Below are 23,346 nucleotides of genomic sequence, written 5' to 3' on the forward strand. Positions count from 1 at the left end.
ATTACTTCACTGCCTCGCGGTAACCATTCATACACGCTGACCAGTCGCACTCTTGCCAGTGAAAGACAGGGTTCTTCGCTTTCTCTTTATGTAAAGAGCGCAGCAGACGGTCTAAATTACCTTGTTTCCAGCTGTTACCTTGACGCTGCTCGCAGCGATCGAAATCAATAAGCCATATTTGCTTATCGCTATCAATCATGATGTTTCGAACGTTGGCATCATGATGGTACACCTGACAATTGTGCATAGCTGCCAGCGCTCGGCCAACCTCATACCACTCATCTTTATCCAGTGGTTTGTCGCACAGTGCGTGGTGTAAATCTTTGCTATTTGGAATACTTAAAGTAATTAAATCGCCGCGGTAAATCAGGCCTCGGCGGTGTATACGCGCCGCAACAGGAACAGGCACAAGAAGACCTTGTGTTCGCATATATTCGAGCAGCCTGAATTCTTCAAACGGACGAGAACGCTCAACCCCAATAAACAGATATTGGTCGCTCAGCACTTTGCCCACCAGGCCTCCACGTTTGAAATGGCGTAAAACCCAGCGCTGACCCTCATGCTCAATGAAAATGGTTGTACCACGTCCCTTGGCTTGACCTGTTATTTTGTCTTGAAGCTGCCAAAAGTCGGGGGTAAACATCTCCGCGTTGGGGTGACTGACTAAAGTGTCGTCGAAAATAAAGTGGTGCCCAGCACCTATGTCTCGTCGTATTGTCGCCATGTCGCCCACAACTTATGGTAAATTCTTTATTCTAATGATTTATTTTGGTTTTTCAGCAACGACCGCGTTTCAGAGGTAAAAAAGTCTGTTTACGCGCTCATAGTTTTTACGTACTAAGATTATTTGTTGAAATAATGAATCTAATTCAACGTCTTAAGTATAAAAACCTAAGTCGTTATGCTCATACGCGAGTATCGTTGACCATATTCATCATTTTGGAATGAGCATGTTAAATTGCGGCGGCCCGGAGAGTTCTATCTGAAAAATAAGCATTTATTTGGCGCGAATAGGTAATACTCGAGCAAATAGGCTTCACCTAGCGCATGCCAAAAGATACGAACAATAGGAAAAAATACTGTTGATAGACCAGGGCACCATCACAAGCTAATTGTCGCTTAATTTACTTAATTGTAAGGTAAAACTATCAACTATTATCTACACTTAGCGTTGCGAAGTGTTCCTTTGAAATAACAGGGAGTCGTTACTGAATGAAAAAGCCCGCTTTGCGATGGCTATCCACTGTTCTTGCTTATACTCAATTTAGACTGGTGCTATTACTGAATATTGCACTGTTTTCAGGCGTGCCTGCCGCACACGCAGCAGAACTAAACGTCATGGTTAATGAGAGTGTCATGGTTTCAGAGCTAAACCGCTCTGAGCTTCGCCAGATATTTACCGGCCATCGTCAATATTGGAGCGATGGTACTAAAATCACGGTATTTGTATTGCAAGATAACGATGAGCTCCACAAGCAGTTTTGTCGTGAAGTACTTCAGATGTTCCCTTATCAATTATCTCGCTTATGGGATCAAATCACCTATTCTGGGCAGGGCGTTACACCCGTTAGGGTCACGTCTTACCAAGCGTTGATAGAGGCGTTAGAAAGTACCACAGGCGCTATCGGCTATGTTGAACATACCGAAATTGTGAAATTAAGACGCGTAGAGGTAGGAACAGAATGAATAAATACATCGCTCTCGCGTTTGGCATGATAAGCATGCCTGTCCTTGCTTCACAGGGAGATTTTTCGTGGCACGGTTATGTCTCTCAAGGTGTAACTCAGTCACATGGAAGTAACTTTATAACTGACGATAACGCAATAACAGGTGAGCTCACCGAAGTTGGGCTAAATGGTTACTATCGAATAGCGGAAAACATCTCTGTTGCCGGGCAAATTAATTATTTAGACGGCGGGAATCGTTTTGAGCAGGGCGCTCGTTTAGATTATTTGTTTATTGACTGGAAATTGCCTGACTTGCCCGGTAAATGGCAAGGACAAGTCCACATTGGTCGCTTCAAAAACCGCCACTGGCTGTACTCAGTGACCAGAGATGTGCCACAAACACGTTACACGTCTGTTCTTCCCCAGTCTGTGTACTTTGACGGGTTTCGCGACGTTGCTTTAGGAAGCAACGGTATCCAAACCAGTTTCTCACACTATGGTGCTCAGAATATCTGGGAACTAAACTGGAGTTACGGTCGCTCTAATATTAACGACTCCCAGCGAGATTTTTTACTCGGTGACGAAGCAAAAGGCAACATCAAGCAAGACTTTGTTCATCAAGCCAGCGTATTCTGGCAACCGGCTACCATGACATGGAAACTAGGTGCCAGTTGGTTGAATTCTGATTTCAGATACACACCTTCTCAGAATGACAACCGTATTGCAGGTAATGCAGACATAGAACGTATTATGTTGTCTGCGCAATACTTTGCAGAAAACTGGGAAGTGTCGGCTGAGCTAATTCGAGAAGTCCAGGATAGCAAAGGGCTATTCTTCCCTGGTTTTGCTTTTAAACGCACGGGCGAAGGCGGTTTTGTTCAGTTTAGGTATTTGTTTAATAACAATGTAAGTGGTCTTATTGGCTACGACACATACATTAACGACAGGTCAGATCGAGACGGAAGGCAGTTAGAGGCTATGACAGGCGGCGTGATCCCCGCCTACTTTGGCTACCAAGATACATATACCCTAGGCTTGCGTTGGGACATTGCACCGAAGTGGCGACTTCAAGGTGAGTATCATTGGGTTGAAGGTGCGACAAGGGTAGTGAGCTTACTGAACTTAGATGTAGCGTCTCATGCCGATAAGCATTGGGAAATGTGGTCAGTGCAATTGATGTATTGGTTTTAAGGGCATTAGATGAAGGTTCAGGTATCTTTCACCACTAAAACCATCACAATTTTGTTGGCTATGGTATTAACTGTGGCTGTGGTTATATCAACGGTTCTTATTCAGGAGTCTGACGCTCGAATTCTGCTCCAGCAACGGGAAAACCAAGTCAGTAATCAACGACGGGTTCAGCTTTTTGAAGACATTCTGCACGGCAGAATGATCACGCTTATTGATATCATCAGCCATAAGAGTGGAGGCAACGCAGATAGCCTTGAATCGCTACAACAAACGCTTAGCGGTCTTAGTGAATACCTGACCCTTAACTTTCAAGTTGAATCGCTGTACTTGTTTGACGAACACGGTGTTGTTGGTAACCCGATACAGCCAGTAAATAAAACCATTGAAAAGCTAGTGAATACCACTCGGGCGTCGTTTGAAAGCCGCTCACTATTGTCCTGTGACTCGGTATGCACACACTACATTTCAATTCCAATTATGGCAAACGGTGAAACCTTGCCTGTCATCGTTGTGTCCACGTCGATGAGAGAACTGCTATACCTGTTTAGTCGCGCTACCGATGTGCACAAAGTTGCTGTCGTCCAGCACAAAGAAACCTCATCTGAGTTGTCAGAATTAAGGGTGGCAAGCCAAGTGTCTGCGGCTAATCGACAATACTTTCAATCTCTATTTGATGCGTTACCCGATAATTGGCGAATTGACGATTTAGTTATTAGAGGCATGAACGTTGCGCTGGAAAATCAGCAGTTGCTGGTTAGTTTACTGCCTTTTAATCACGCATCAGGTGATCATCCTTACTTGCTCATTGTGCAAGACGTGTCGGCCATGGTACGTCAAAACGAACAATACCAGTACATAGTTATTTCTAGCGCTGTTGCGCTATTTTTTATTTTCTCTTCGCTGCTTTACCTTTTCCTAAATCAATACAGAATACGCTTGTTAGATGTAAGCGAACGTTTGCCTATGCTGGCCGAACACAAGTTTAGCGAGTTTTACACCATAGCAGCTAAACGAAGGAAGTCGCCTATTTTCAAATTCACAGATGAATTGGACGTTGTTGAAGACGCGGCAAATAATCTGGCGCGCCAGCTAGAAAGCTTTGACGGACAAATGGCTATTAACACAGCAAAGCTTGAAAAAATGGCGATGTTCGATGTGTTAACCGGACTTCCCAACCGTAATATGCTGACGTTTCAAATAGAAAAGCAGCTAGCTAGTTCAATTCGCGACGATAGGTTAGTGGCACTGATGTTCATGGACCTTGATGACTTTAAAAAGGTTAACGACAGTCACGGTCATGACGTCGGTGATAAGCTCTTAAAAGCTGCTGCTATGCGTATTTCTAAGCCGATCAGAGAGTCGGATATTGCATCTCGATTTGGCGGTGATGAGTTTGTTATTTTACTTTCAAATATCGAAAGCAAAAAGCACGTAGATACGGTAGCCAAAAAGCTGATAGAAGAGTTTAAAGAGCCAATCATTGTAGATGGCGTAACCTTTTACGTTTCTATTAGTATCGGTATTGCTATTACCAACCACTCTCGCGCCACGCCAGTAGAACTGCTGCGTCATGCTGATATTGCGATGTACGAAGCCAAAGCCAAAAAAGGGGCGGAGTATCGCGTGTATGACGCTACCATGAACCTTAAAGTAATGCAGAAGGTTGAGCTAGAGTCAGAGGCGCGTGAAGCCCTTAGAGACAATCAGTTTAGCTTAGCGCTTCAGCCCCAAATTGAGATGCACACGGGAAGGCTGGTGGGCTTTGAAGCGCTATTGCGTTGGCATCACCCTAAAAAGGGCAATATTTCCCCGGCCGATTTTATACCGCTTCTTGAAAACACGTCATTCATGCTTGAGCTTGATTACTGGGTAATTACGCGCTCAACTTATTTAATCAGAGAGCTTAAAAATAGCGGCTACCCCGACGTGAAGATGGCGATTAATTTGTCAGCGGGTCAGTTCTTAGACCCGAGTTTGCCTGAATTCTTGCAGCAGCAAATTATCAAAAATGACATAGCGCCCGACCAAGTTTGCTTAGAGTTAACCGAAACGGTATTGGTATCAGACATCAAGCGTGCAACTACCATCATGCAAAATATTCGCGACATGGGGTGCATGCTGGCTATCGACGATTTCGGCACGGGCTATTCGTCGTTGAGTTATCTTAAATCGTTACCCGCCGACTACATCAAAATTGACCGCTCGTTTGTGGCAAATATCGCCAGCAGTGCTGACGATAGAAACATTGTTCACTCTACGATTTCTATGGTGCGCAACATGGGAATGCAAGTGGTGGCAGAAGGAATTGAAACCAGTGAACAGTACGAGTTGCTGTGTCATTTCGACTGCAACCTGGGTCAAGGCTACCTTATCAGCAGACCTATTCCTGAGGTTAACATTTGGGACGTGTTAAGCGACAAAGTAGAGTTTGGTTTTTGGAAAGAATCCGCCTAGGGCGACTTTACCGTTTCAAAAGGTGCACGCTTCATCAATGTAGTGTGCTGAATAATTTACAAACTTAGTCGACAAACCCATTAAATACAGCGCAAGGGTGTGTACCCTTTACCGCGCTTTCATTACACTAACGGTTTTAATATACCTACACTCGGAGAATGGCATGTCTGCGGCATTTACTTCTCATTTGCAATCGCAAATTGAAGCCACGAAAGAAGATGGTTTGTACAAAAAAGAGCGTGTTATCACGTCGCAACAACAAGCGGATATCGGTGTTGCTAACGGCGAGCACGTAATTAACTTTTGTGCCAACAACTACCTTGGTCTTGCAAACAATGAAAGCTTGATTGAAGCAGCAAAGAAAGGCCTGGATAGCCATGGTTTTGGTGTAGCATCTGTACGATTCATTTGCGGTACACAAGACATTCACAAGCAGCTGGAAGCCTCTATCAGCGACTTCCTCGGTACAGAAGACACCATTTTGTACCCATCGTGCTTCGACGCGAATGGCGGTTTATTTGAAACGCTATTGGGCCCTGAAGATGCCATTATTTCTGATGCGTTAAACCACGCCAGTATCATTGACGGTGTGCGCCTGTGTAAAGCTAAGCGTTATCGCTACGCCAATAACGATATGGCAGCATTAGAAGAGCAGTTAAAGCAAGCTGATGCCGATGGCGCGCGTTTCAAAATTATTGCCACCGACGGTGTGTTTTCAATGGACGGCGTGATCGCCGACTTAGCCTCTATTTGCGACCTGGCCGACAAGTATGACGCCATGGTAATGGTAGACGATTGTCACGCAACGGGCTTCCTTGGCGAAAACGGCAAAGGCAGCCATGAGTATTGTGGCGTTATGGGTCGTGTAGACATCATCACCGGTACTCTAGGTAAAGCTCTAGGCGGCGCGTCTGGCGGTTACACCTCGGGCAAAAAAGAAGTCGTAGAGTGGTTACGTCAACGCTCGCGTCCTTATCTTTTCTCAAACTCGGTTGCGCCACCTATCGTTTCAGCATCGCTTAAAGTGTTTGAAATGATGAAAGAAGGTGACGAGCTTCGCGCTAATCTATGGCGCAACGCCAATCACTTCCGTACGCGTATGGAAGAAGCGGGCTTCACATTAGCTGGTAAAGATCACGCTATTATTCCTGTTATGCTAGGCGATGCCCGTTTAGCTAGCGAAATGGCAGACAAGATGCTTGAGAAAGGCATTTATGTTATCGGTTTCTCTTACCCTGTTGTGCCGAAAGGTCAGGCCCGCATTCGTACGCAAATGTCAGCAGGTCATAGCCTTGAACATGTTGATAAAGCGGTAGATGCATTTATTGAAGTTGGCCGTGAATTGGGAGTAATTTCATGAAGTCGCTAGTTAAAGCGAAGGCAGAAAAAGGTATTTGGCTACAAGACACGCCAGAGCCTGAAGTAGGACACAATGACCTACTGATTAAAATTCGCAAAACCGCCATTTGCGGCACCGACATGCACATTTACAACTGGGACGAATGGTCACAGAAAACCATTCCGGTACCTATGGTTGTAGGCCACGAGTATGTGGGCGAAGTCGTAGGTATGGGCCAAGAAGTGAAAGGGTTTAAGGTTGGCGACCGTGTTTCGGGCGAAGGCCATATTACCTGTGGCCATTGCCGTAACTGTCGTGCAGGTCGTGTACATTTGTGTCGCAACACTGAAGGCGTAGGGGTAAACCGCCCGGGCGCTTTTGCTGAATACTTGGTAATTCCTGCATTTAACGCGTTTAAAATTCCAGACAACATTAGTGACGACCTTGCGTCTATCTTTGACCCGTTTGGCAACGCTGTTCACACTGCACTAAGTTTCGACTTGGTGGGTGAAGACGTGCTGATAACCGGTGCCGGCCCAATAGGTATTATGGCTGCTGCAGTTGCAAAGCATGTAGGTGCTCGTCATGTCGTGGTTACCGACATTAATCCTTACCGTCTTGAGCTTGCTAAAAAAATGGGTGCAACCCGTGCCGTTGACGTAAGCAAGGAAGACTTGAAAGACGTAATGAACGAACTTGGCATGACAGAAGGCTTCGATGTGGGTCTGGAAATGTCTGGTGTGCCGGTGGCTTTCAGAGACATGCTGAACAAAATGAACCATGGCGGCAAAATTGCCATGCTGGGAATACCTCCACAAGATGTTGCCATCGATTGGAACCAGGTTATTTTCAAAGGCTTGGTGATAAAAGGTATTTACGGCCGTGAAATGTTCGAAACGTGGTACAAAATGGCGAGCTTGCTGCAGAGTGGCTTAGATCTATCGCCTATCATCACACACACCTTTTCTATTGATGACTTTCAGAAAGGGTTTGATACCATGGGGTCTGGACACTCAGGTAAAGTTATTCTGGACTGGCAATAATGACAACATTCTCACACATTAGCGTAAACGACGTTGCAAACTTTCAAGGTGACGTAACCATTGTGGATATTCGCGATCCTCAATCGTTTGCTAATGGACACATGCCTAACGCAGCGCAGCTGACCAACGACAACTTTGCAGCGTTTATCGACCAAACGCCCAAAGATATCCCAGTGGTTGTAGTGTGCTACCACGGCGTAAGCAGCCAGCAGGCGGCCCAAGTGATTGCACAGCAAGGCTTTGAAACCGTTTATAGTATGGACGGTGGCTTCGAAGCATGGCGACTGGCAAATCCGGTAGTCACGGCATAGCGATTTAATAAAGGTGCACAATGTGCACCTTTATTTTTTGCAGCTACTGCAGTATTTCAGTATAAAGAGGTTATATACCGCGCCCTTGGTATATGTCATATCGCATTCATATTCTTCTGCTTCGGGGTAACAACTAGCTTATGGCTCATCCTTTAATTGCGTTCAATCAGCAAAGTCCTGCACATCTTCTCGCCAATTATTTAACCAGTCAGCACATTCAGGCCGCTGTAATACAGCACGATAAAGAGTTCGTGGTGGTATTAGATAATCACGACCATCTCGACCGTGCAAAAATTATTGCGGATGGCTTTTTGGCAAACCCTACCGATCCGAAGTACCAGCAAGCCGCATGGGATAATGGCAAGAACGTACGGCTGGCGCCTTCGGGTAATGGCTTTTCCGTGGGTAATATCATTGCCGATGCCGTGAAAGCGCCTTTTACCTCGGTGGTATTTATTCTGTGTGTTGCGGTTTATTTACTGTCATTGTTTGGACTGTTTGCCCCTATCGCACAGCATTTATTGATGCAGCCATTTTCCATTTTGTCGCAAAATCACGAATGGTGGCGATTACTAGGCCCTGCGTTCATTCATTTTTCGGCGCTGCACATTATATTTAACCTACTGTGGTGGGGCATGCTGGGAGCTAAAATTGAACGCACCCTTGGCATGAGCATGCTACTTATTGTGTTCTTAGTGTCGGCCACTATTTCGAACGCCGCACAAGCCTTATTTAGTGACCCTGTGCAAGGCAACCTGTTCTTGTTTGGCGGCTTGTCTGGTGTGGTGTATGCCGTAATGGGCTTTGTGTGGTGGCTAGGCTGGTTGCGACCAAGTTGGGGCTTGTCGCTGCCAAATTCAATTGTAGGCTTTATGTTGGTGTGGTTGGTACTAGGTTATGCCGATATTTTGTGGGTAAACATGGCAAATGCTGCACATACAGCGGGGCTTATTTCTGGATGTTTGCTCGCCGGGGTCTTAAGTCTTGGGTCGGGTAAACGCTAGTGGCGTTTTATGTAGCTAAAAGGCGTACGTTAGCCTTTTAGCCCGTTATCAACTTTTAACCGCCTTGGTATAAGTATTTGGTGAAGATAACGTTCTTCACCACTTCGCCGCCTGTCTCTTGCTTCATGTGCTCTTGCAACGCTTTAAGAATAGCGCGGCGAATGTCTTCACGACCAGTTAGTGATTTAACCTTCTCTGCCGGTTGCTGGCCGAATATTTCAATGGCAGTAGAGCGCAGTAACGGCATATGGTGTTCAGCAATTTCAAGCTGGTTGACATCGTGGATCATCAATTCAACTGACACGCGTACATAGCCTAGCTTTTGTGCGCTATCGCTAATGTAGTTGGTAACAATCTCTGGCTCTAAGCCCAAATAAGCATAGTTGGCCTTGTCTTGCGCCACTGCTGCGTTACAACCAAGGACCAAAAAACTAACCGCAAATACGCGTAAAACTAAAGACTTAAGCATAGTGAAGTCCGAAACACCAAAGTAATAAATTCACTTGGTAGTGTAGCAAAACTCTGATTAAACACACTACTGCAAAAGTTTAACCGAGTGAAAATAATTGAACATGACGTGTTATCATACTAACAGATTCATTATTCGGGCTTTTCGTGTGAGTTTTAATGCCACTTTTCCAGTGGGTTTGGCGGTTGACTGGCAAGCACCTTCTGGCATCACAATTCCTAATGCACAGCTAAAAAACTGGCTGTTAGACACTGGGTCGTTAACCGAGCGAGTACAGTCTTTAAGCAACCACTTTTCTCTAGAGCTTATTGGCCAGCACGAGCAGATCCCTCACGACAATGAACTGTCGTTGTTACTCGACAACGGTGAAACCCATTATCAAGCGCGAGAAATTCTCTTATGCGGCGATCATAAGCCATGGGTGTTTGCACGTTCTATCATCCCTCAAGCCTTTGTTGACAGCGAGCTTTCAGACCTTGGTCGAGAGCCTTTAGGAAAACGTTTGTTTAACGATAAGCGCTTTACACGCTCGGAGTTTCAACTGTGTACAGTGCCAGCTTCGCAGTTTGGTATTAACAGTAATCAAACCTTGTGGGGCAGGCGCTCGTTGTTTACGTTAGGCAACTACAGCATGATAGTAGCAGAGGTATTTCTTCCGTCCTCACCGGCGTATAGCCGCTCTGCTAAAAACGAAAAGGAAAGCGAAAAGCAATTATGAAGCACAATTGGAACGCCTATGCGCGACTGATGCGCCTTGATAAACCAGTCGGTATTTACTTGCTGCTGTGGCCTACGCTGTGGGCGCTTCTTATGGCTGCACAAGGTTTACCGCCTTTAGGCATTACGCTCATTTTTGTGGCAGGCGTAGTTGTCATGCGTTCAGCCGGGTGTGTGATTAACGATTATGCAGACAGAAAAGTAGACGGTAGCGTAAAGCGCACTGCCCAGCGTCCGCTTGCAACCGGAGAAGTGTCGGCCAAACAAGCGCTACAACTTTTTGCTGCGCTTATCGCTTTAGCATTTGTCTTAGTGTTATTCCTCAACTGGCAAACCATTGCGTTGTCGGTGGTAGCCTTACTCCTAGCAGCAAGCTACCCCTTCATGAAGCGTTACACCAATTTACCGCAGGTGGTATTGGGTGCCGCGTTCGGTTGGGCCATTCCTATGGCGTTTATGGCTGTGATAGAAACAGTACCAGCGTACGGCTGGTGGTTGTTTATTGCTAACTTACTATGGACGGTAGCTTACGACACCATGTACGCCATGGTAGACCGCGATGACGACTTACAAATAGGCATTAAGTCTACGGCCATATTGTTTGGAAAAAACGACGTACTCATAGTCATGCTGCTACAGGCCGCTGCCCTTGCCATTTTGTGGTGTATAGGCTGTGCTATTAACGCAACGTGGCCTTACTACTTAGCCGTGCTGTTTTCGGCTCTGCTATGCGTGCGCCAGTATCAGCTTATTAAACGCCGTCAGCGTGAAGGCTGCTTCACCGCGTTTATTGAAAATCACTACATTGGTTTAGCCATCACGCTAGGAACGGCACTACATTTTTATTTGGTGTAACAGTAAAAGTAACTAGCCCAATACAAACCATTGTTAACGGTATTCAGCCACAAAAAAAGCGCCATAAAGACGCTTTTTGAGTTTCTATAAGCTTTGAACGCCTACTTTTCCGCTAGCTTCACTTCAAGTTCAGCAATGCGGCTTTCCATAGCGTCTAGCTTTTCACGAGTGCGAATAAGCACTTGGCTTTGAATATCGAACTCTTCGCGAGTCACTAAATCAAGCTTAGACAGCTGCGACTGCAATACCGCCTTTACTCGACCTTCGGCTTCTTCAGCCATGTTTTTAACGCCAGGTGGAACGGCATCAGCAATTTGTTTCGCTAAATCTTCGAGTTTCTTCGGATCCAACATGGAATTCCCTTATAATGCGCAGCTCAAGTTATGAAAGCTATTCTATCGGTATCGACACGACATGCAATGAAAACTGTGTCGCGCCAAAAATGTACGTTGTTCTAGGTATTAAATGAAACTAAATGAAGCTCAAGAGTCTGCCGTAACCTTTGTGTCTGGCCCATGTTTGGTGCTGGCTGGGGCGGGTAGTGGTAAAACGCGCGTAATTACCAATAAGATTGCTCATTTAGTTAGAAACTGCGATATGCCAGCTCGCTACATTGCAGCGGTAACCTTTACCAACAAAGCAGCACGTGAAATGAAAGAACGTGTAGCGCAGACCTTGGGCAAGCCAGAGGCGCGCGGGCTAAAAGTGTCGACCTTCCACACCATGGGCTTAACCATTATTAAAGCGCATGTGAAAGATCTTGGCTTAAAGCCAGGTTTCTCGTTATTCGACGATAAAGACTCGTTCGCGTTGCTGAACGATTTGACGTCCGACACCCTCGATGGCGATAAAGATCAGCTTCAGCTTTTACAAAGCTGCATATCGAATTGGAAAAACGACCTTATCTTGCCTGATGCTTTATTAAAATCAGCAACCAGCACGGGCGAGAGAGAGTTTGCAGAAGCCTACAAGCGTTACCAAGACAACCTTAAGGCATATAACGCGCTAGACTTCGACGACCTAATTTTATTACCTACATTGCTTTTAAAAAGTAGCGAAGCAATAAGAGCCAAATGGCAGAGCAAGATTCGCTACTTGCTGGTGGATGAGTACCAAGATACCAATACCAGTCAGTACGAGTTGGTAAAGCTATTAGTAGGTGAGCGTGCGCGCTTTACCGTGGTGGGCGACGATGACCAGTCTATCTATTCATGGCGTGGCGCTAAGCCGCAGAATTTGCACCTGTTACAGCAAGACTTTCCGCGCTTAAACGTCATTAAGCTACAGCAAAATTACCGCTCGTCAGGCCGTATTCTGCATTGCGCGAATATTCTTATTCAGAACAATCCGCATTTGTTCGATAAAACCCTGTTCTCAGAGCTGCAGTACGGCGAGCCGCTAAAAGTAATAGAGGCGAAGAACGAAGAGCATGAAGGTGAGCGCGTGGTGGCCGAACTGCTGGCGCATAAGTTCATGAACCGCACCCAGTTTAAAGACTACGCCATATTGTATCGTGGGAATCACCAAAGCCGTATTTTTGAAAAGCTGTTAATGAGTAACCGCATTCCGTACAAAATTAGCGGCGGTATGTCGTTCTTTGGCCGTGCTGAAGTGAAGGACATCATGGCGTATTTACGGTTGTTAGTGAACCAGGACGACGATAACGCTTTGCTTCGCATTATTAATACGCCAGGGCGCGGTATAGGCCGCGCTACGCTGGAAAAACTGGGTAACTTTGCTAATAGTTTGGGCGTGTCTATGTTCGAAGCGGCAACGCACCCTAACTTAAACAGCGTGCTGCCCGACAAAGCTTTTCACTCTGTTTCCACCTTTGCCCGCTGGGTAGTGGAGTTGTCGGACAATGCCGAGCGTGGCAATACCGCTGACGCGGTTCGTACCATGATCCGCACTATGGGCTATGAAGAATGGCTATATGAAACTAGCGCCAGCCCCAAAGCCGCCGAAATGGCCATGGCCAACGTAAGTACCTTATTCGGTTGGGTTAACGATATGCTGGAAGGCAATGACCTAGACCAACCCATGACCTTAACCGAAGTGGTGAACCGTCTGATATTGCGCGACATGATGGAGCGCGGCGAAGACGACGGGGAAGGGGATCAAGTTCAATTAATGACGCTACACGCTTCAAAAGGTTTGGAATTTCCTATTGTATTTTTAGTGGGCATGGAAGAAGGCTTATTGCCGCACCAAAGCAGCATTGACGAAGACAACGTAGAAGAAGAGCGCCGACTTGCTTATGTGGGAATTACTCGCGCCCAGCGCGAGCTTATATTCAGCCTTGCTAAAGAGCGTCGACAATTTGGTGAAGTGATTAACCCAGAGCCAAGCCGCTTTCTGTTCGAACTGCCGCCTGACGATGTACAGTGGGAAAATCAGAAACCGAAGGCGACAAAAGAAGAGCGCCAGCAAAAGGCGCAGGTGGGAATTGCTAATCTACGAGATATTCTAGGGAAAAAGTAGCCTGCTATTTGAGACGAGCTTATGCTAGCAAGTAAGTACTAATTATCAGCTTGCTAGCGACGTCATATCCAGCACTTTGGCGTGCTTCAATACTTTGCCTTGGCCATAAATGCATTCAATTTCATTAAGTGCATCTAGCTGCGCCTGTGAGTCTACGCCTTCAGCAATAACCTGAAACTTCAAATGTTCTGAAATAAGCATGACAGACTGAATAAGCTTTAAGTTTCGTTGAGAGCGAGGCAGTGACTTAACAAAGCGATGATCAATTTTGATGAAGTCGAAGGGGTAGGCAAACAAATAACTTAATGAAGCCAATCCGCTTCCAAAGTTATCCAGTACCAAAGTTACGCCCGCACGTTTTAACTTCTTAATAGCAGGAAGAATGAACTGAGAGCGGCGATTTAAGTCGTTTTCATCAAACTCAAATACCAGCTGGCTAGGCGTAATACCTGATGTTTCAATCACATTAATCATCTGGTTCACCATAGAAGCCTGTAGTAGATGATTAATTGAAACGTTAACCGCTATTTTATTTATCGGGTCGTCGGTGTTTTTATAATGGTTTAACAGCTCGCAGGCTTTGGTTAGCTGGAATAGGTCTAAATCTAGCGTAAGGCCACTATGTTCTGCCACTTGTCTAAACTGCTCTCTGGCAATCTTGCCGTAGGCAGGGTGCGACCAGCGAATATACATCTCTTTATACAGTGTGCTGTCGTCATTAAGCTTTATAACGGGCTGTAGGAAGTAATCGAACTCTTCTTCACGCAGTGCACGTCTGAACTCATTTTCAAGCTCAAGTTCTTCAATAAGCCTGTCGCGCATGCTCTTGTCGAACATAACAAAGCGTCCGCGGCCTAGCGTTTTCGCTTGATACATAGCGGCATCGGCATCACGAAGCACTTCATCTGCGGCGCGATAGTAGGTTTCTAAGTGCGCAATACCGATACTTGCACCTGAATACATCTCCCGACCATCAAGCAAGAACGGCTCGGAAATAGATGAAATTATACGGCTAGCTACTTCTTCTACGTCTGCTTCATCTTCAAAGTTATCAAGCAGTACAACAAACTCATCGCCGCCTAAGCGCGCTAACAGGTCGTGACCACGAATACACAGCGCAATACGTCTAGCTACTTCAATTAAGAACTCATCGCCGGCGTGATGACCTAGGGTATCGTTAATAACTTTGAAGCGGTCTAGGTCGATAAACAGCACCGCAAACATGTTTTCGCTGTAACGCTGCTTACTGGCTATAGCCAGCTCTAGGCGACTAGTGAACATGGCGCGGTTAGGCAAATCAGTTAACGAGTCGTGATGCGCATCGTGAATAAGCTTAAGCTCAATCTCTTTACGCTCTTCAATTTGTTGCTTTAAGAACTTATTAGCACGGTTTAGCTCGGCTGTGCGTTCTTTAACGCGCTCTTCAAGCTCAACGTTATAGCGCTGCATCGACTCGGTATTGCGCTTACGCTCAATGGCTACCGCGATATGGTGTGATACAAAGCGCAAAAGCTCTTGGTCGCGAGAATTATATTTAGCGTGTTTACCGTAAGTTTGTACGGCAATAACACCTGCAATTTCTCCATCTACAACAAGCGGCGAACCTAACCACGAGTTCGCACTGTTTAGCATAGTTTGCGCAACAGACACATCCAAATCGCCAGACTCTGCAAGCTCCAATACTCTGGGCGGGTTAACCAGCTCAGCTTGCCCCGTTCGCAATACGAATTCAGTTAGACCAAGCCCCAAAGGCCTTGAACTTATGTTCTTTTCTTGTGCGTCACTAAAATACGGGAATGCGAGTAGCTCTTTTTCCTTGTCAAGAATGGCAATGTAACAGTTAGGTGCGCTAATTAGCCTGGCTAAAATTTCGTGCAGACTGGAGTAAAACACATCCATATCGCCTTCAAGGTTAGCCGCCAGCTCAGATATCTCGAATAAAGCCTGCTGTAGCGACTCTACTTTTTGGCGCTCTAATATTTCTTCTTGAAGGTCGTCGTTAATTTTTCGCAGTTGGCGGGTGCGTTCGCGGATGGTGCGTTCAGTGAGCTCACGGTTTTTTACTCTATCAACCGTGGTAACAATGTGTTGAGAAACGAACAGCAGTACTTCTAAATCTTCTTGCGTATAGTGCACACCCTCATCATAAGTTTGCACTACCATGGCACCTATGACTTGGCTTCCTCGTTTAAGGGGCACGCCCAGCAGCTCAAACGGCTGTGAGCCAACTAGCTTTATATCATGCTGAGAGGCAAAGTTTTCTTCGTCGTCACGTTTGTAAAATAGATGATCGCCGGTTTTGAGAATGTAACCGGTCATGCCGTCCATTAACGATTCAGCGGGGAGCTGGCGAACGGTTTGTTCGTCGAATTCGTCAATGAAGTAAGCGAAATCGACAACGTTACTGTCGGGTTCGTAAAAGGCGACAAAGAAGTTATCGGCATTCATAAAATCGGCAATGATTTCATGAATAGCGGAATAAAGGCGATTAAGGTGACTTACAGAACTGGCAAGTTCAGAAATGTCGAAAAGCGCCTTCTGAACACGTTCAGCGCGCTTGTACTTGTCAGTGAGTTGCTGAAGCTGCGGTATAAGTTCGCGCAGTTCTTCTTCCGTCAACTCATGTTGCGTCGAATCTTGTGACATCCCGCTCGCCAGTAAAAAAGTAACGTTTCCCCAAAGGGTTAAATTACCCGATTAGAGGGTAAAACGCTACTTTTTCCATCAAGTTGTTACGATTTAGCGGGTATTAGATACCTTCAATCATATACTCAATTGCAGCTTTAATTTCGTCATCAGAACAGTTACCGCATGTACCACGAGGAGGCATAGCGTTAATACCGTTTAATGCGTTTTGCCATACGCCATCAAGACCGCGCTCGTCTAGACGTGGTTGCCAGTCTGCTGCAACGTGAACTTTAGGAGCTCCTAAAACGCCTGCTGAGTGACATGCAACACATGCAGAGTTGTAAACGTCTTCACCAGACTTTGCACCGCCAGCTGCGCCAGCACTTCCTTCAGCCGCTGCGCCTGCAACGTGTACCTGACCTACCGGCTTAATGCGATCGGCAATTTCATCGTTACTCATTTCTTGTGCTTGTGCTGCAAAAACAGTTAGCGCAGTAGCAGCAACAGTTAACCAAGTCTTTAATTTCACATCTGTCTCCAGGCAATGATGAATTTGTTTAAAATATAACTGGCCAGATTATAACGGTTAATTGGTGTTGAACAACTATTTGAAGCCAATTACCCATAAAAAGTAAGGATTTTTAACACTTGTTCCAAGCCACCTAAAGAGATTTTAATAAATGAGTTGAAGCCAACCCACCGCGTAAGTATTATTACGCCCCGTTTGCAGCGTACATTTAACTGCGTATTTTTCCTTTGCGAACGTACACGGTTATTACAACCGTAGCACGATCCGCCCTTAGCTCAGCTGGATAGAGCGCGGCCCTCCGGAGGCCGAGGTCAGAGGTTCGAATCCTCTAGGGCGGGCCATTTCCTTTTTTAGTGATCTATGAAGGAATAATCCCCTTCAGCCTTTCTATATCAGAATCGGGCACGCCTACCTTAGACGTGGCTGCAACTCTAACGCCCAATCCAATGCAACATCAAAGTCATTCCAACGCATAGCAAAGTCGTTATACTGTTTTTTACTAGTTCATTTTTAAGCGTATCAACGTGCCAATAATGTCGCCACAGTCTATTCAACGCCCGAGCTTTCCTCAGTCACTACTTTGTTTTGGTGTTATTGTCGCACTGATAGCAGGCGGATTATTTGGTCTGGGCATTAGCCTGCATGCATTACTATTTCTGTGTTTGCTATGGGCTGGTATCAATGCCTTTAGCTTGGGGTACAAGTACCTGCAAATCCGCGATTTAATGACCAGCGCATTAACCCGGGCCATGCCTGCAATCTATATTTTTATTCTCATTGGTATGGTTATCGCCAGCTTTATGCAAAGCGGCACTATCTCAACGCTAATTTATTACGGTTTAAGTTGGCTAAACCCCAGTATCTTCCTGGCGGTGGGATTAATTTTGTGTGCGGTAATGTCGGTGGCTACAGGCACATCGTGGGGTACGGTGGGCACTATGGGTGTAGTGCTGATGGGTATTGGTGCTGCCATGAACATACCACTCCCCATTGTGGCGGGCATGGTGGTATGTGGTGCGACGTTTGGCGATAAAATGTCCCCGGTGTCTGATACCACCAACCTCGCATCCATGAGCGCGGGTACCAACCTGTATCGACATATGTACGCCATGCTGCTAACTACACTGCCTAGCTTTCTTCTCACCTTCGTTATTTTCTTATTAATAGGGTTCGGCTACGCAAACCAGAATATAGATGTTGAACAGATAGTTCAAATTAAACAAGCGCTTGCCAACCACTATAACCTTGCACCCTATGTAACACTGTTACCTCTAGTATTGCTTACAGTACTAAGCATTAAAAAAGTGCCGGCTGAAGTAACCATGTCGTGCAGTATTCTGCTTGCCGTTATCATTGCTATTTTCTACCAAGACACCAATACCATTAGCGTGCTTAACGCATTGTGGGAAAACACCCCTCAAAATACGGGTATCGCAAATTTAGATGCCTTACTAGGACGAGGCGGCATCAGCAGTATGAGCTGGACGTTGCTCCTCGCCTTAATGGCAATCGCATTGGGTGGCATACTGCACGGTGCAGGCTTTCTAGCTGCGTTACTGACAGGCATTATTGAACGGGTAAAACGCACAGCAACCCTAATTGCCGTGACCATTGCGTCTGGTTTTCTAGGCAATGTGGCCATGAGCGAGGCCTATATCTCTATCATTTTGAATTGCCAGCTGTTTAAACCGAAATATGAACAGCAGAACCTTGACCCCGCTGTGCTATCTCGGTCGGTAGAAGAAGGTGCCACTATGACCACAGGCCTTATTCCGTGGACAACGGCGGGTGCGTTTTACTCTGCCACCCTGGGCGTTAACGTGCTCGATTACGTGCCCTACGCGTTCTTCAACTATCTAAACGGCGTTATTGCGGTATCCATGGCCGCATTGGGCATGGGCATGCTAACAACCAAAGCACGAATGAATAAACGCACACCGATTTGAAGCAGCCCAATAGCTAACACAATTTTGATAAACTGTTTTTTAAGATCGCCCGTTTAAAGCCAAACGTATAGGGCATCTATAAAAACAAAACAAAGGATCGTGTATGAGTAGTAATACCCGAGATGCGGCCTCCTCCAAGGCCATTATTAAACAGGAAGGCGCGTTTAGCGTAATCGACAAGCCCACTTTTTTTGGCTCTCTTATTCTTCTTCTCTCTGTCACCATTCCCCTAATTATTTGGCCGGACCAAGGCGCACAGTGGGTGGCAGCCGCAAAAGACTTCGTAACCAGTAAACTAGGTGTTTTATATCTCTTGCTTGGCGTTGGCGCTGGTGGGTTCATGGTTTACATCATGTTCAGCGACATTGGACAAATAAAACTAGGCGACCCGGAAGAGAAACCCGAGTTCTCGCCAGTATCATGGGCTGCCATGCTGTTTTGTGCAGGCATAGGCGCGTCTATTTTGTATTGGTCCATGATTGAATGGGTGTACTACTACCAAGCGCCACCGTTTCACATAGAAGGTGAAACCCCCGAAGCCGCAAAATGGGCTGCAGCCTACGGTATCTTCCACTGGGGCCCGCTTGCCTGGGCAATTTACCTCATTCCCGCCGTACCTATTGCGTACTTCTACTATGTGCGCAATCACAGCGTTCTTAAAATATCTGAAGCACTCATGCCGGTTATTGGCGAGAAAATGGCTCACGGCTGGCTGGGTAAAATTATCGACATCAGCTTTATCTTCGGAATGTTAGGCGGCGGGGCGACCACGTTAGGTTTGGCTGCGCCTATGATCAACGAAGGGGTGCACGAACTATTCGGCGTGCCTAAATCACTTACCACCCAAGTTCTGGTGCTAGTAACCTGTACAGCTATCTTTGGCTACAGCGCGTATGTAGGTTTAAAGAAGGGCATTAAGCTGCTGTCAGACATTAACTTTTGGCTGGCCATAGGATTGCTACTATTTATATTTGTTGTGGGACCTACGTTGTTTATGGCCAATACCGGCCTAGATGCTTTGGGCCGAGTACTTAGCAACATCATTAAAATGGCTACCTGGCTAGAGCCTTTTGCTGAATTTAATGGCTTTCAAAACACGCATTTCCCTCAAGACTGGACCATATTCTACTGGGCATGGTGGCTGGTATTTGCACCAAGCGTAGGGCTTTTTATCGCGCGCATTTCAAGGGGGCGCACCATTCGCACTATGGTGGCGGGCTCCATGTTCTTCGGCACCATGGGCTGCTTTTTATTCTTCATGGTAATGGGGAATTATGGCTTGTATTTGCAGCTTTCGGGTGAACTAGACGTGGTGAGTATTCTTAACCAAGAAAGCCCTACGGCCGCTATTTTCGCCATGCTACACACGCTGCCATTGGACTACATAGTCATTTTTGTATTCACCTTGTTAGCGCTAATATTTACCGCAACTACCTTCGACTCCATTTCTTACATTCTGGCAGCTGTAGTGCAAAAAGAAGTAGACGAAGAGCCATTGCGCTGGAACCGTTTGTTCTGGGCATTCGCGCTATCGTTTATGCCTATAGTGCTTATGTTTGTTGGTGGGTTAGAAACGCTTCAAACGGCGTCGATAATCGGGGGCGTTCCGCTATTAGCTGTGGCCTTAATGTTATGTATTGCCATAGTGCGGGCGGCCAATTACGACATGCGTTATCAGCCCGATTACTCGGTAAAAGAAATCAATATAGGGGAATTCCCCGACGACGACCCGTGGAGCGAAGAAGGTACATGGGATATTGATGAAGAGGGCGAAGAGAGTGATGGCGAAACACCTATTGCTGCAAAGCCTAAACAAAGACCGCCAAAAGGCCACGTTGAGGGCGACCCGCACAGTAGACCGTCGCGGTTGTAGCTTTTATCGTATCTGAATGAAACAAACGCCGCACAAGGGCGGCGTTTGTATGCGTTTGTATTAGCTGAGCACAATTAGCGTACCCTAAAAAAGCGACTGTGGTACTGTAATCACCGTTTGCACCCTTTCAACTTTACGTATGTAGCAGAATGTCAGTTAAGAATTATCAGAAATTCTATCAGCCACTAAACGCGGTACATTCGGCTAATTTTAATCGCTGCATTTACTGCGGCTGCGAAGCTGCACGGCAAGACTTTATTCCACCCATAAAATTCATTCACGACTGGCAAGACGGACACCTACAGGCCGATTTTATTTCCGTGCCTGCATGCAACGAATGCACTGATCTTTTAAAAAATGAAAACAACGCCACGCTAGAACCCAGAATAACCGTGTTAAAAAAGCGGTTGGCGGAAAAGTACAAAAAGGCCATTCGGGTGTTTAACCACTGGAGCATAGAAGAAATTGAAGAAATGGACGCGGCATTTCAAATAAGCCTAAAAGGCGGCTTGCGATTAGGCAAAGAAACCCTTTCCCGTCTTCAATTTGCAGGGTTCGATTATGAAGTGAATGGGAGTATTACGCGGGTGGCAAAACCTCAGCGCGAGGTGTTTAAAGTGTTCGACGAAGAGTTTAGCAGCTTTAGAGAAGCGCTAGCCTTTGCCAGCGCTACCTACAAAATCAAGAAAAGCCGACTAAGTCAGCTTTATTTCGATAATGACGAAAGCTTTGATAGGGCGATTGAGGCTTTTCATGGGCTAGTTGAGGGTAACCCATAAAGCGCTGATTGGTGGCTTTGCACTTCGGAGTCAGAGGTTCGAACACTATAAAGCCCTCCATTTTTTAAGGTTTGGCCGTTAATCCCCAAAAGCAAAGTAGTTCAAAGGCCTAGTATGTGTTGAAAGGGCGCAACCATCATTCTTGCCCGTTTTTTAAAAAATACAAATCAGAAAACCCCATTTTTGCAAATTCGGTATCTCTGAAGTTTCTTACGGTCTTTTTATCTTTACTGATAGCGGCAAGTTGCTGTTCAGTTTGCAGGAACTGGGAAAGGTCTATTCCCTCAGCTTCGGCCACGGCTTCATGCATATTTTGATGGCGGCTGTAAGAAAAGTTTATCTCTTTTGCCACACCTTTAAACTTATAACGTACTTTATGGGCCATGTTCTACTCAAGTTGGTCGATGTAATTCTAAAACTGTTTGACCGCTATTATAAACTCAATTCGCGCCAATAATTAGCGTGTTAAAAAAAAGCGGGTGGCAAAATCGCAGTGTGAGGTGTTTGACGAAGAGTTTAGTAGCTTTAAAAGCGCTAGCCTTTGCCAGTGCGACATACCAAATAAAGAAAAGCCGGCTGAGCCAGCTTTATTTCGACAACATTAAAAGCTTTGATAGGGCGATTGAGAGTAACCCATGAAAAGCTGAGCAATGGCTTTTCACTCCGGAGGCAGGGGTCTCGTGTTCAAATTTTGCTGAGTGTCCTTTTTTTAAAGGGCTGTAGCCTTATTCTTTCCTTTTTAAAATTTCTTTTTTTGAAATATGTAGCAAATGTGTAGCAATTTTTCGGCGCTACTTGATTGTCAATCTTAAGAAGGCTATCTGCTTTTTCGACAGAGAATTCAGATCGATGTCGTATTCGTCAAGCAATATGGCATGCATAATTTGTCGATAGGTGTCAGTCAGAAAGTTATCTAGTGACTGGACGTTCTTACAATGATTGTAAGCTTCCAAGTACCCGTCAATTTTGTTTAACATTAATGATTGGAGCTTCGATATATTTAAGCCGTGCTTTACACAGAAAGATATATCTTTGTACTTATAGAGTTCGTTCTTGATTAGCTTTTTTTTCGAATGTGGAATTGTTAAGTGATATTTCCCCGTGGGGGTATCTTCTAGTCCAACGCCCAAAAACTCTACGGTCTCGTTTGGCTCCTTAATCTCTGTTTTACTGCCAGGGGCGATATCATGTATTTTGAGTCCTAGTGAACTCAACTTCGCTTTGCAAAGGGTGTGAATGCTTTCGCAGTCCTTGCGGCTTTCTGCAAACGCAATGAGATCGTCTGCATAGCGAACCATTTTAATCCTTTTCTTAATAATAAGTTTGTCGAAGTCCCCTAAGAATAAGTTTGCCAAGTAAGGCGAAATTGGCATGCCTTGTCTAAGCCCTATTCCATCGTTGATCCCGTTTTTGCTTAGCTTGTTCTTTTCAGATGAATTTCTCACCTTTACTTCTGTATCAACAAAGCTGCAAATTAGCTCACGAATCGAAGCTGCTCTTATTTTTTTGGTAATAGCCCGTTTAAGTAAGTCTCTATCTACAGTATCGAAGAATGCACTAATATCCGCTTTGTATGCCCACCGTGAGCTATTCCTTAACTCTATAGCTTTATTTAAGGAGGGCTTCACGCCATTCTCTGAGCCTTTGATAAAGCCAAAGCTGATTTTATTGTCTAGGGTGTAACCTTTTTCATTCAGGTAGCTCAAGACCGCTCGCTGGACTAGTCTGTCTGTTATAGTGGGTACGCAGATAACTCTGTCTTTTCCGCTGCTTTTGGGAATGAAATAAGCAACAAGAGGGAGGGGTTTGTAATCTTTAGTAAGTAAAAGACGGCTAATATTGGTTAGAAAGGTTTTCTTATTTTTTTCAAAATATTCTGCTGAGATATCATCAAAACCAGAGCTGTGCCTTTTTTTCTTAGGAATGCTCGAAAACATTTCCTTCCAGACAGCTTCCAAATTGGAAAGCGATGATATTTCTTGAAGAGCTGATTTTGCCAAGTAAATCTCGTTTCTGCTTCGTATGTGTTCTTTAAGCCCCGGGCACACGAACGAAAGTTG

Annotated in this window: 20 protein-coding genes and 1 tRNA gene; 14 read left to right on the plus strand and 7 right to left on the minus strand. The window is 45.5% G+C overall.

Features of this window, described 5'->3' with window-relative positions:
* Position 1: 1 nt before the first annotated feature.
* Complete coding sequence (locus KUL49_RS19045; protein ID WP_131138287.1) at positions 2-733, minus strand: 3-deoxy-D-manno-octulosonic acid kinase; 732 nt, start codon at positions 731-733, stop codon at positions 2-4.
* A gap of 479 nt (positions 734-1,212) precedes the next feature.
* Here KUL49_RS19045 and KUL49_RS19050 point away from each other — a divergent pair, with 479 nt between their 5' ends.
* The 7 genes from KUL49_RS19050 to glpG all read left to right on the plus strand — a co-directional run bounded on the left by KUL49_RS19050 (position 1,213) and on the right by glpG (position 9,009).
* Positions 1,213-1,686 carry a hypothetical protein gene (locus tag KUL49_RS19050; RefSeq protein WP_039226966.1) on the plus strand — a complete coding sequence of 158 codons (474 nt, stop codon included), beginning with the start codon at positions 1,213-1,215 and terminating at the stop codon, positions 1,684-1,686.
* Positions 1,683-2,858: a hypothetical protein gene (locus KUL49_RS19055; protein ID WP_131138288.1), complete on the plus strand. Its 1,176-nt coding sequence runs from the start codon at positions 1,683-1,685 to the stop codon at positions 2,856-2,858. Before KUL49_RS19050 ends, KUL49_RS19055 begins: the two co-directional genes overlap by 4 nt.
* A 9-nt stretch (positions 2,859-2,867) precedes the next feature.
* Positions 2,868-5,312 carry a bifunctional diguanylate cyclase/phosphodiesterase gene (locus tag KUL49_RS19060; RefSeq protein ID WP_131138289.1) on the plus strand — a complete coding sequence of 815 codons (2,445 nt, stop codon included), beginning with the start codon at positions 2,868-2,870 and terminating at the stop codon, positions 5,310-5,312.
* A gap of 163 nt (positions 5,313-5,475) precedes the next feature.
* A complete protein-coding gene (locus KUL49_RS19065) occupies positions 5,476-6,672 on the plus strand; it encodes a glycine C-acetyltransferase (protein ID WP_131138290.1) in 1,197 nt (398 codons plus the stop codon).
* Positions 6,669-7,694 carry an L-threonine 3-dehydrogenase gene (tdh, locus tag KUL49_RS19070; protein ID WP_014947766.1) on the plus strand — a complete coding sequence of 342 codons (1,026 nt, stop codon included), beginning with the start codon at positions 6,669-6,671 and terminating at the stop codon, positions 7,692-7,694. Before KUL49_RS19065 ends, tdh begins: the two co-directional genes overlap by 4 nt.
* A complete protein-coding gene (gene glpE, locus KUL49_RS19075; RefSeq protein WP_131138291.1) occupies positions 7,694-8,005 on the plus strand; it encodes a thiosulfate sulfurtransferase GlpE in 312 nt (103 codons plus the stop codon). The genes tdh and glpE overlap by 1 nt, the downstream gene beginning before the upstream one ends.
* A 140-nt stretch (positions 8,006-8,145) precedes the next feature.
* Positions 8,146-9,009 carry a rhomboid family intramembrane serine protease GlpG gene (gene glpG / locus KUL49_RS19080; protein ID WP_131138292.1) on the plus strand — a complete coding sequence of 288 codons (864 nt, stop codon included), beginning with the start codon at positions 8,146-8,148 and terminating at the stop codon, positions 9,007-9,009.
* 55 nt (positions 9,010-9,064) lie between these two features.
* On the opposite strand, the gene KUL49_RS19085 is transcribed toward glpG, so the two are convergent.
* Positions 9,065-9,478: a flagellar basal body-associated protein FliL gene (locus KUL49_RS19085; protein WP_131138293.1), complete on the minus strand. Its 414-nt coding sequence runs from the start codon at positions 9,476-9,478 to the stop codon at positions 9,065-9,067.
* Between the two features lie 148 nt (positions 9,479-9,626).
* Here KUL49_RS19085 and KUL49_RS19090 point away from each other — a divergent pair, with 148 nt between their 5' ends.
* A complete protein-coding gene (locus KUL49_RS19090) occupies positions 9,627-10,196 on the plus strand; it encodes a chorismate lyase (RefSeq protein ID WP_014975276.1) in 570 nt (189 codons plus the stop codon).
* Positions 10,193-11,050: a 4-hydroxybenzoate octaprenyltransferase gene (gene ubiA, locus KUL49_RS19095; RefSeq protein WP_039226953.1), complete on the plus strand. Its 858-nt coding sequence runs from the start codon at positions 10,193-10,195 to the stop codon at positions 11,048-11,050. Before KUL49_RS19090 ends, ubiA begins: the two co-directional genes overlap by 4 nt.
* A gap of 101 nt (positions 11,051-11,151) precedes the next feature.
* Here ubiA and KUL49_RS19100 read toward each other — a convergent pair whose 3' ends face one another.
* Positions 11,152-11,403: an accessory factor UbiK family protein gene (locus tag KUL49_RS19100; protein WP_014947772.1), complete on the minus strand. Its 252-nt coding sequence runs from the start codon at positions 11,401-11,403 to the stop codon at positions 11,152-11,154.
* Between the two features lie 112 nt (positions 11,404-11,515).
* Between KUL49_RS19100 and rep the strand changes: the two genes are divergently transcribed.
* The gene (rep, locus tag KUL49_RS19105; RefSeq protein ID WP_039226949.1) at positions 11,516-13,531 is read left to right on the plus strand and encodes a DNA helicase Rep; all 2,016 of its coding nucleotides are present in this window, start codon (positions 11,516-11,518) and stop codon (positions 13,529-13,531) included.
* A gap of 45 nt (positions 13,532-13,576) precedes the next feature.
* On the opposite strand, the gene KUL49_RS19110 is transcribed toward rep, so the two are convergent.
* On the minus strand, positions 13,577-16,177 hold the full coding sequence (locus tag KUL49_RS19110) for an EAL domain-containing protein (RefSeq protein WP_014947774.1): 2,601 nt from the start codon (positions 16,175-16,177) through the stop codon (positions 13,577-13,579).
* Positions 16,178-16,280: 103 nt separating this feature from the next.
* The gene (locus KUL49_RS19115) at positions 16,281-16,688 is read right to left on the minus strand and encodes a cytochrome c5 family protein (RefSeq protein ID WP_014947775.1); all 408 of its coding nucleotides are present in this window, start codon (positions 16,686-16,688) and stop codon (positions 16,281-16,283) included.
* Positions 16,689-16,952: 264 nt separating this feature from the next.
* Between KUL49_RS19115 and KUL49_RS19120 the strand changes: the two genes are divergently transcribed.
* The 4 genes from KUL49_RS19120 (at position 16,953) to KUL49_RS19135 (ending at position 21,286) form a co-directional block, all read left to right on the plus strand.
* Positions 16,953-17,029 (plus strand) — tRNA-Arg (locus KUL49_RS19120).
* Positions 17,030-17,221: 192 nt separating this feature from the next.
* A complete protein-coding gene (nhaC, locus tag KUL49_RS19125; RefSeq protein WP_131138294.1) occupies positions 17,222-18,634 on the plus strand; it encodes a Na+/H+ antiporter NhaC in 1,413 nt (470 codons plus the stop codon).
* A gap of 103 nt (positions 18,635-18,737) precedes the next feature.
* Positions 18,738-20,507 carry a BCCT family transporter gene (locus tag KUL49_RS19130; protein WP_014947777.1) on the plus strand — a complete coding sequence of 590 codons (1,770 nt, stop codon included), beginning with the start codon at positions 18,738-18,740 and terminating at the stop codon, positions 20,505-20,507.
* A 149-nt stretch (positions 20,508-20,656) separates the two neighbouring features.
* Complete coding sequence (locus tag KUL49_RS19135) at positions 20,657-21,286, plus strand: hypothetical protein (RefSeq protein ID WP_131138295.1); 630 nt, start codon at positions 20,657-20,659, stop codon at positions 21,284-21,286.
* Positions 21,287-21,422: 136 nt separating this feature from the next.
* Here KUL49_RS19135 and KUL49_RS19140 read toward each other — a convergent pair whose 3' ends face one another.
* Both KUL49_RS19140 and KUL49_RS19145 read right to left on the minus strand, forming a co-directional pair.
* Positions 21,423-21,671: a DUF2960 family protein gene (locus KUL49_RS19140; protein WP_014947779.1), complete on the minus strand. Its 249-nt coding sequence runs from the start codon at positions 21,669-21,671 to the stop codon at positions 21,423-21,425.
* A 406-nt stretch (positions 21,672-22,077) separates the two neighbouring features.
* The coding region (locus tag KUL49_RS19145) for a reverse transcriptase domain-containing protein (protein WP_207308468.1) at positions 22,078-23,346 on the minus strand (1,269 nt) is incomplete at its 5' end.

The organism is Alteromonas sp. KUL17, from assembly GCF_006538305.1.
Lineage (GTDB): Bacteria > Pseudomonadota > Gammaproteobacteria > Enterobacterales > Alteromonadaceae > Alteromonas > Alteromonas macleodii.

What these genes read in the sequence shown, in the direction of transcription:
- glpE (WP_131138291.1), top strand. Translation starts at nt 7,694, where the DNA reads ATGACAACATTCTCACACATTAGCGTAAACGACGTTGCAAACTTTCAA.
- nhaC (WP_131138294.1), top strand. Translation starts at nt 17,222, where the DNA reads ATGTCGCCACAGTCTATTCAACGCCCGAGCTTTCCTCAGTCACTACTT.
- KUL49_RS19110 (WP_014947774.1), bottom strand. Translation starts at nt 16,177, where the DNA reads ATGTCACAAGATTCGACGCAACATGAGTTGACGGAAGAAGAACTGCGC.
- KUL49_RS19065 (WP_131138290.1), top strand. Translation starts at nt 5,476, where the DNA reads ATGTCTGCGGCATTTACTTCTCATTTGCAATCGCAAATTGAAGCCACG.
- KUL49_RS19100 (WP_014947772.1), bottom strand. Translation starts at nt 11,403, where the DNA reads ATGTTGGATCCGAAGAAACTCGAAGATTTAGCGAAACAAATTGCTGAT.
- KUL49_RS19085 (WP_131138293.1), bottom strand. Translation starts at nt 9,478, where the DNA reads ATGCTTAAGTCTTTAGTTTTACGCGTATTTGCGGTTAGTTTTTTGGTC.
- KUL49_RS19140 (WP_014947779.1), bottom strand. Translation starts at nt 21,671, where the DNA reads ATGGCCCATAAAGTACGTTATAAGTTTAAAGGTGTGGCAAAAGAGATA.
- KUL49_RS19060 (WP_131138289.1), top strand. Translation starts at nt 2,868, where the DNA reads ATGAAGGTTCAGGTATCTTTCACCACTAAAACCATCACAATTTTGTTG.
- ubiA (WP_039226953.1), top strand. Translation starts at nt 10,193, where the DNA reads ATGAAGCACAATTGGAACGCCTATGCGCGACTGATGCGCCTTGATAAA.
- rep (WP_039226949.1), top strand. Translation starts at nt 11,516, where the DNA reads ATGAAACTAAATGAAGCTCAAGAGTCTGCCGTAACCTTTGTGTCTGGC.
- tdh (WP_014947766.1), top strand. Translation starts at nt 6,669, where the DNA reads ATGAAGTCGCTAGTTAAAGCGAAGGCAGAAAAAGGTATTTGGCTACAA.
- KUL49_RS19055 (WP_131138288.1), top strand. Translation starts at nt 1,683, where the DNA reads ATGAATAAATACATCGCTCTCGCGTTTGGCATGATAAGCATGCCTGTC.
- KUL49_RS19130 (WP_014947777.1), top strand. Translation starts at nt 18,738, where the DNA reads ATGAGTAGTAATACCCGAGATGCGGCCTCCTCCAAGGCCATTATTAAA.
- KUL49_RS19135 (WP_131138295.1), top strand. Translation starts at nt 20,657, where the DNA reads ATGTCAGTTAAGAATTATCAGAAATTCTATCAGCCACTAAACGCGGTA.
- KUL49_RS19050 (WP_039226966.1), top strand. Translation starts at nt 1,213, where the DNA reads ATGAAAAAGCCCGCTTTGCGATGGCTATCCACTGTTCTTGCTTATACT.
- glpG (WP_131138292.1), top strand. Translation starts at nt 8,146, where the DNA reads ATGGCTCATCCTTTAATTGCGTTCAATCAGCAAAGTCCTGCACATCTT.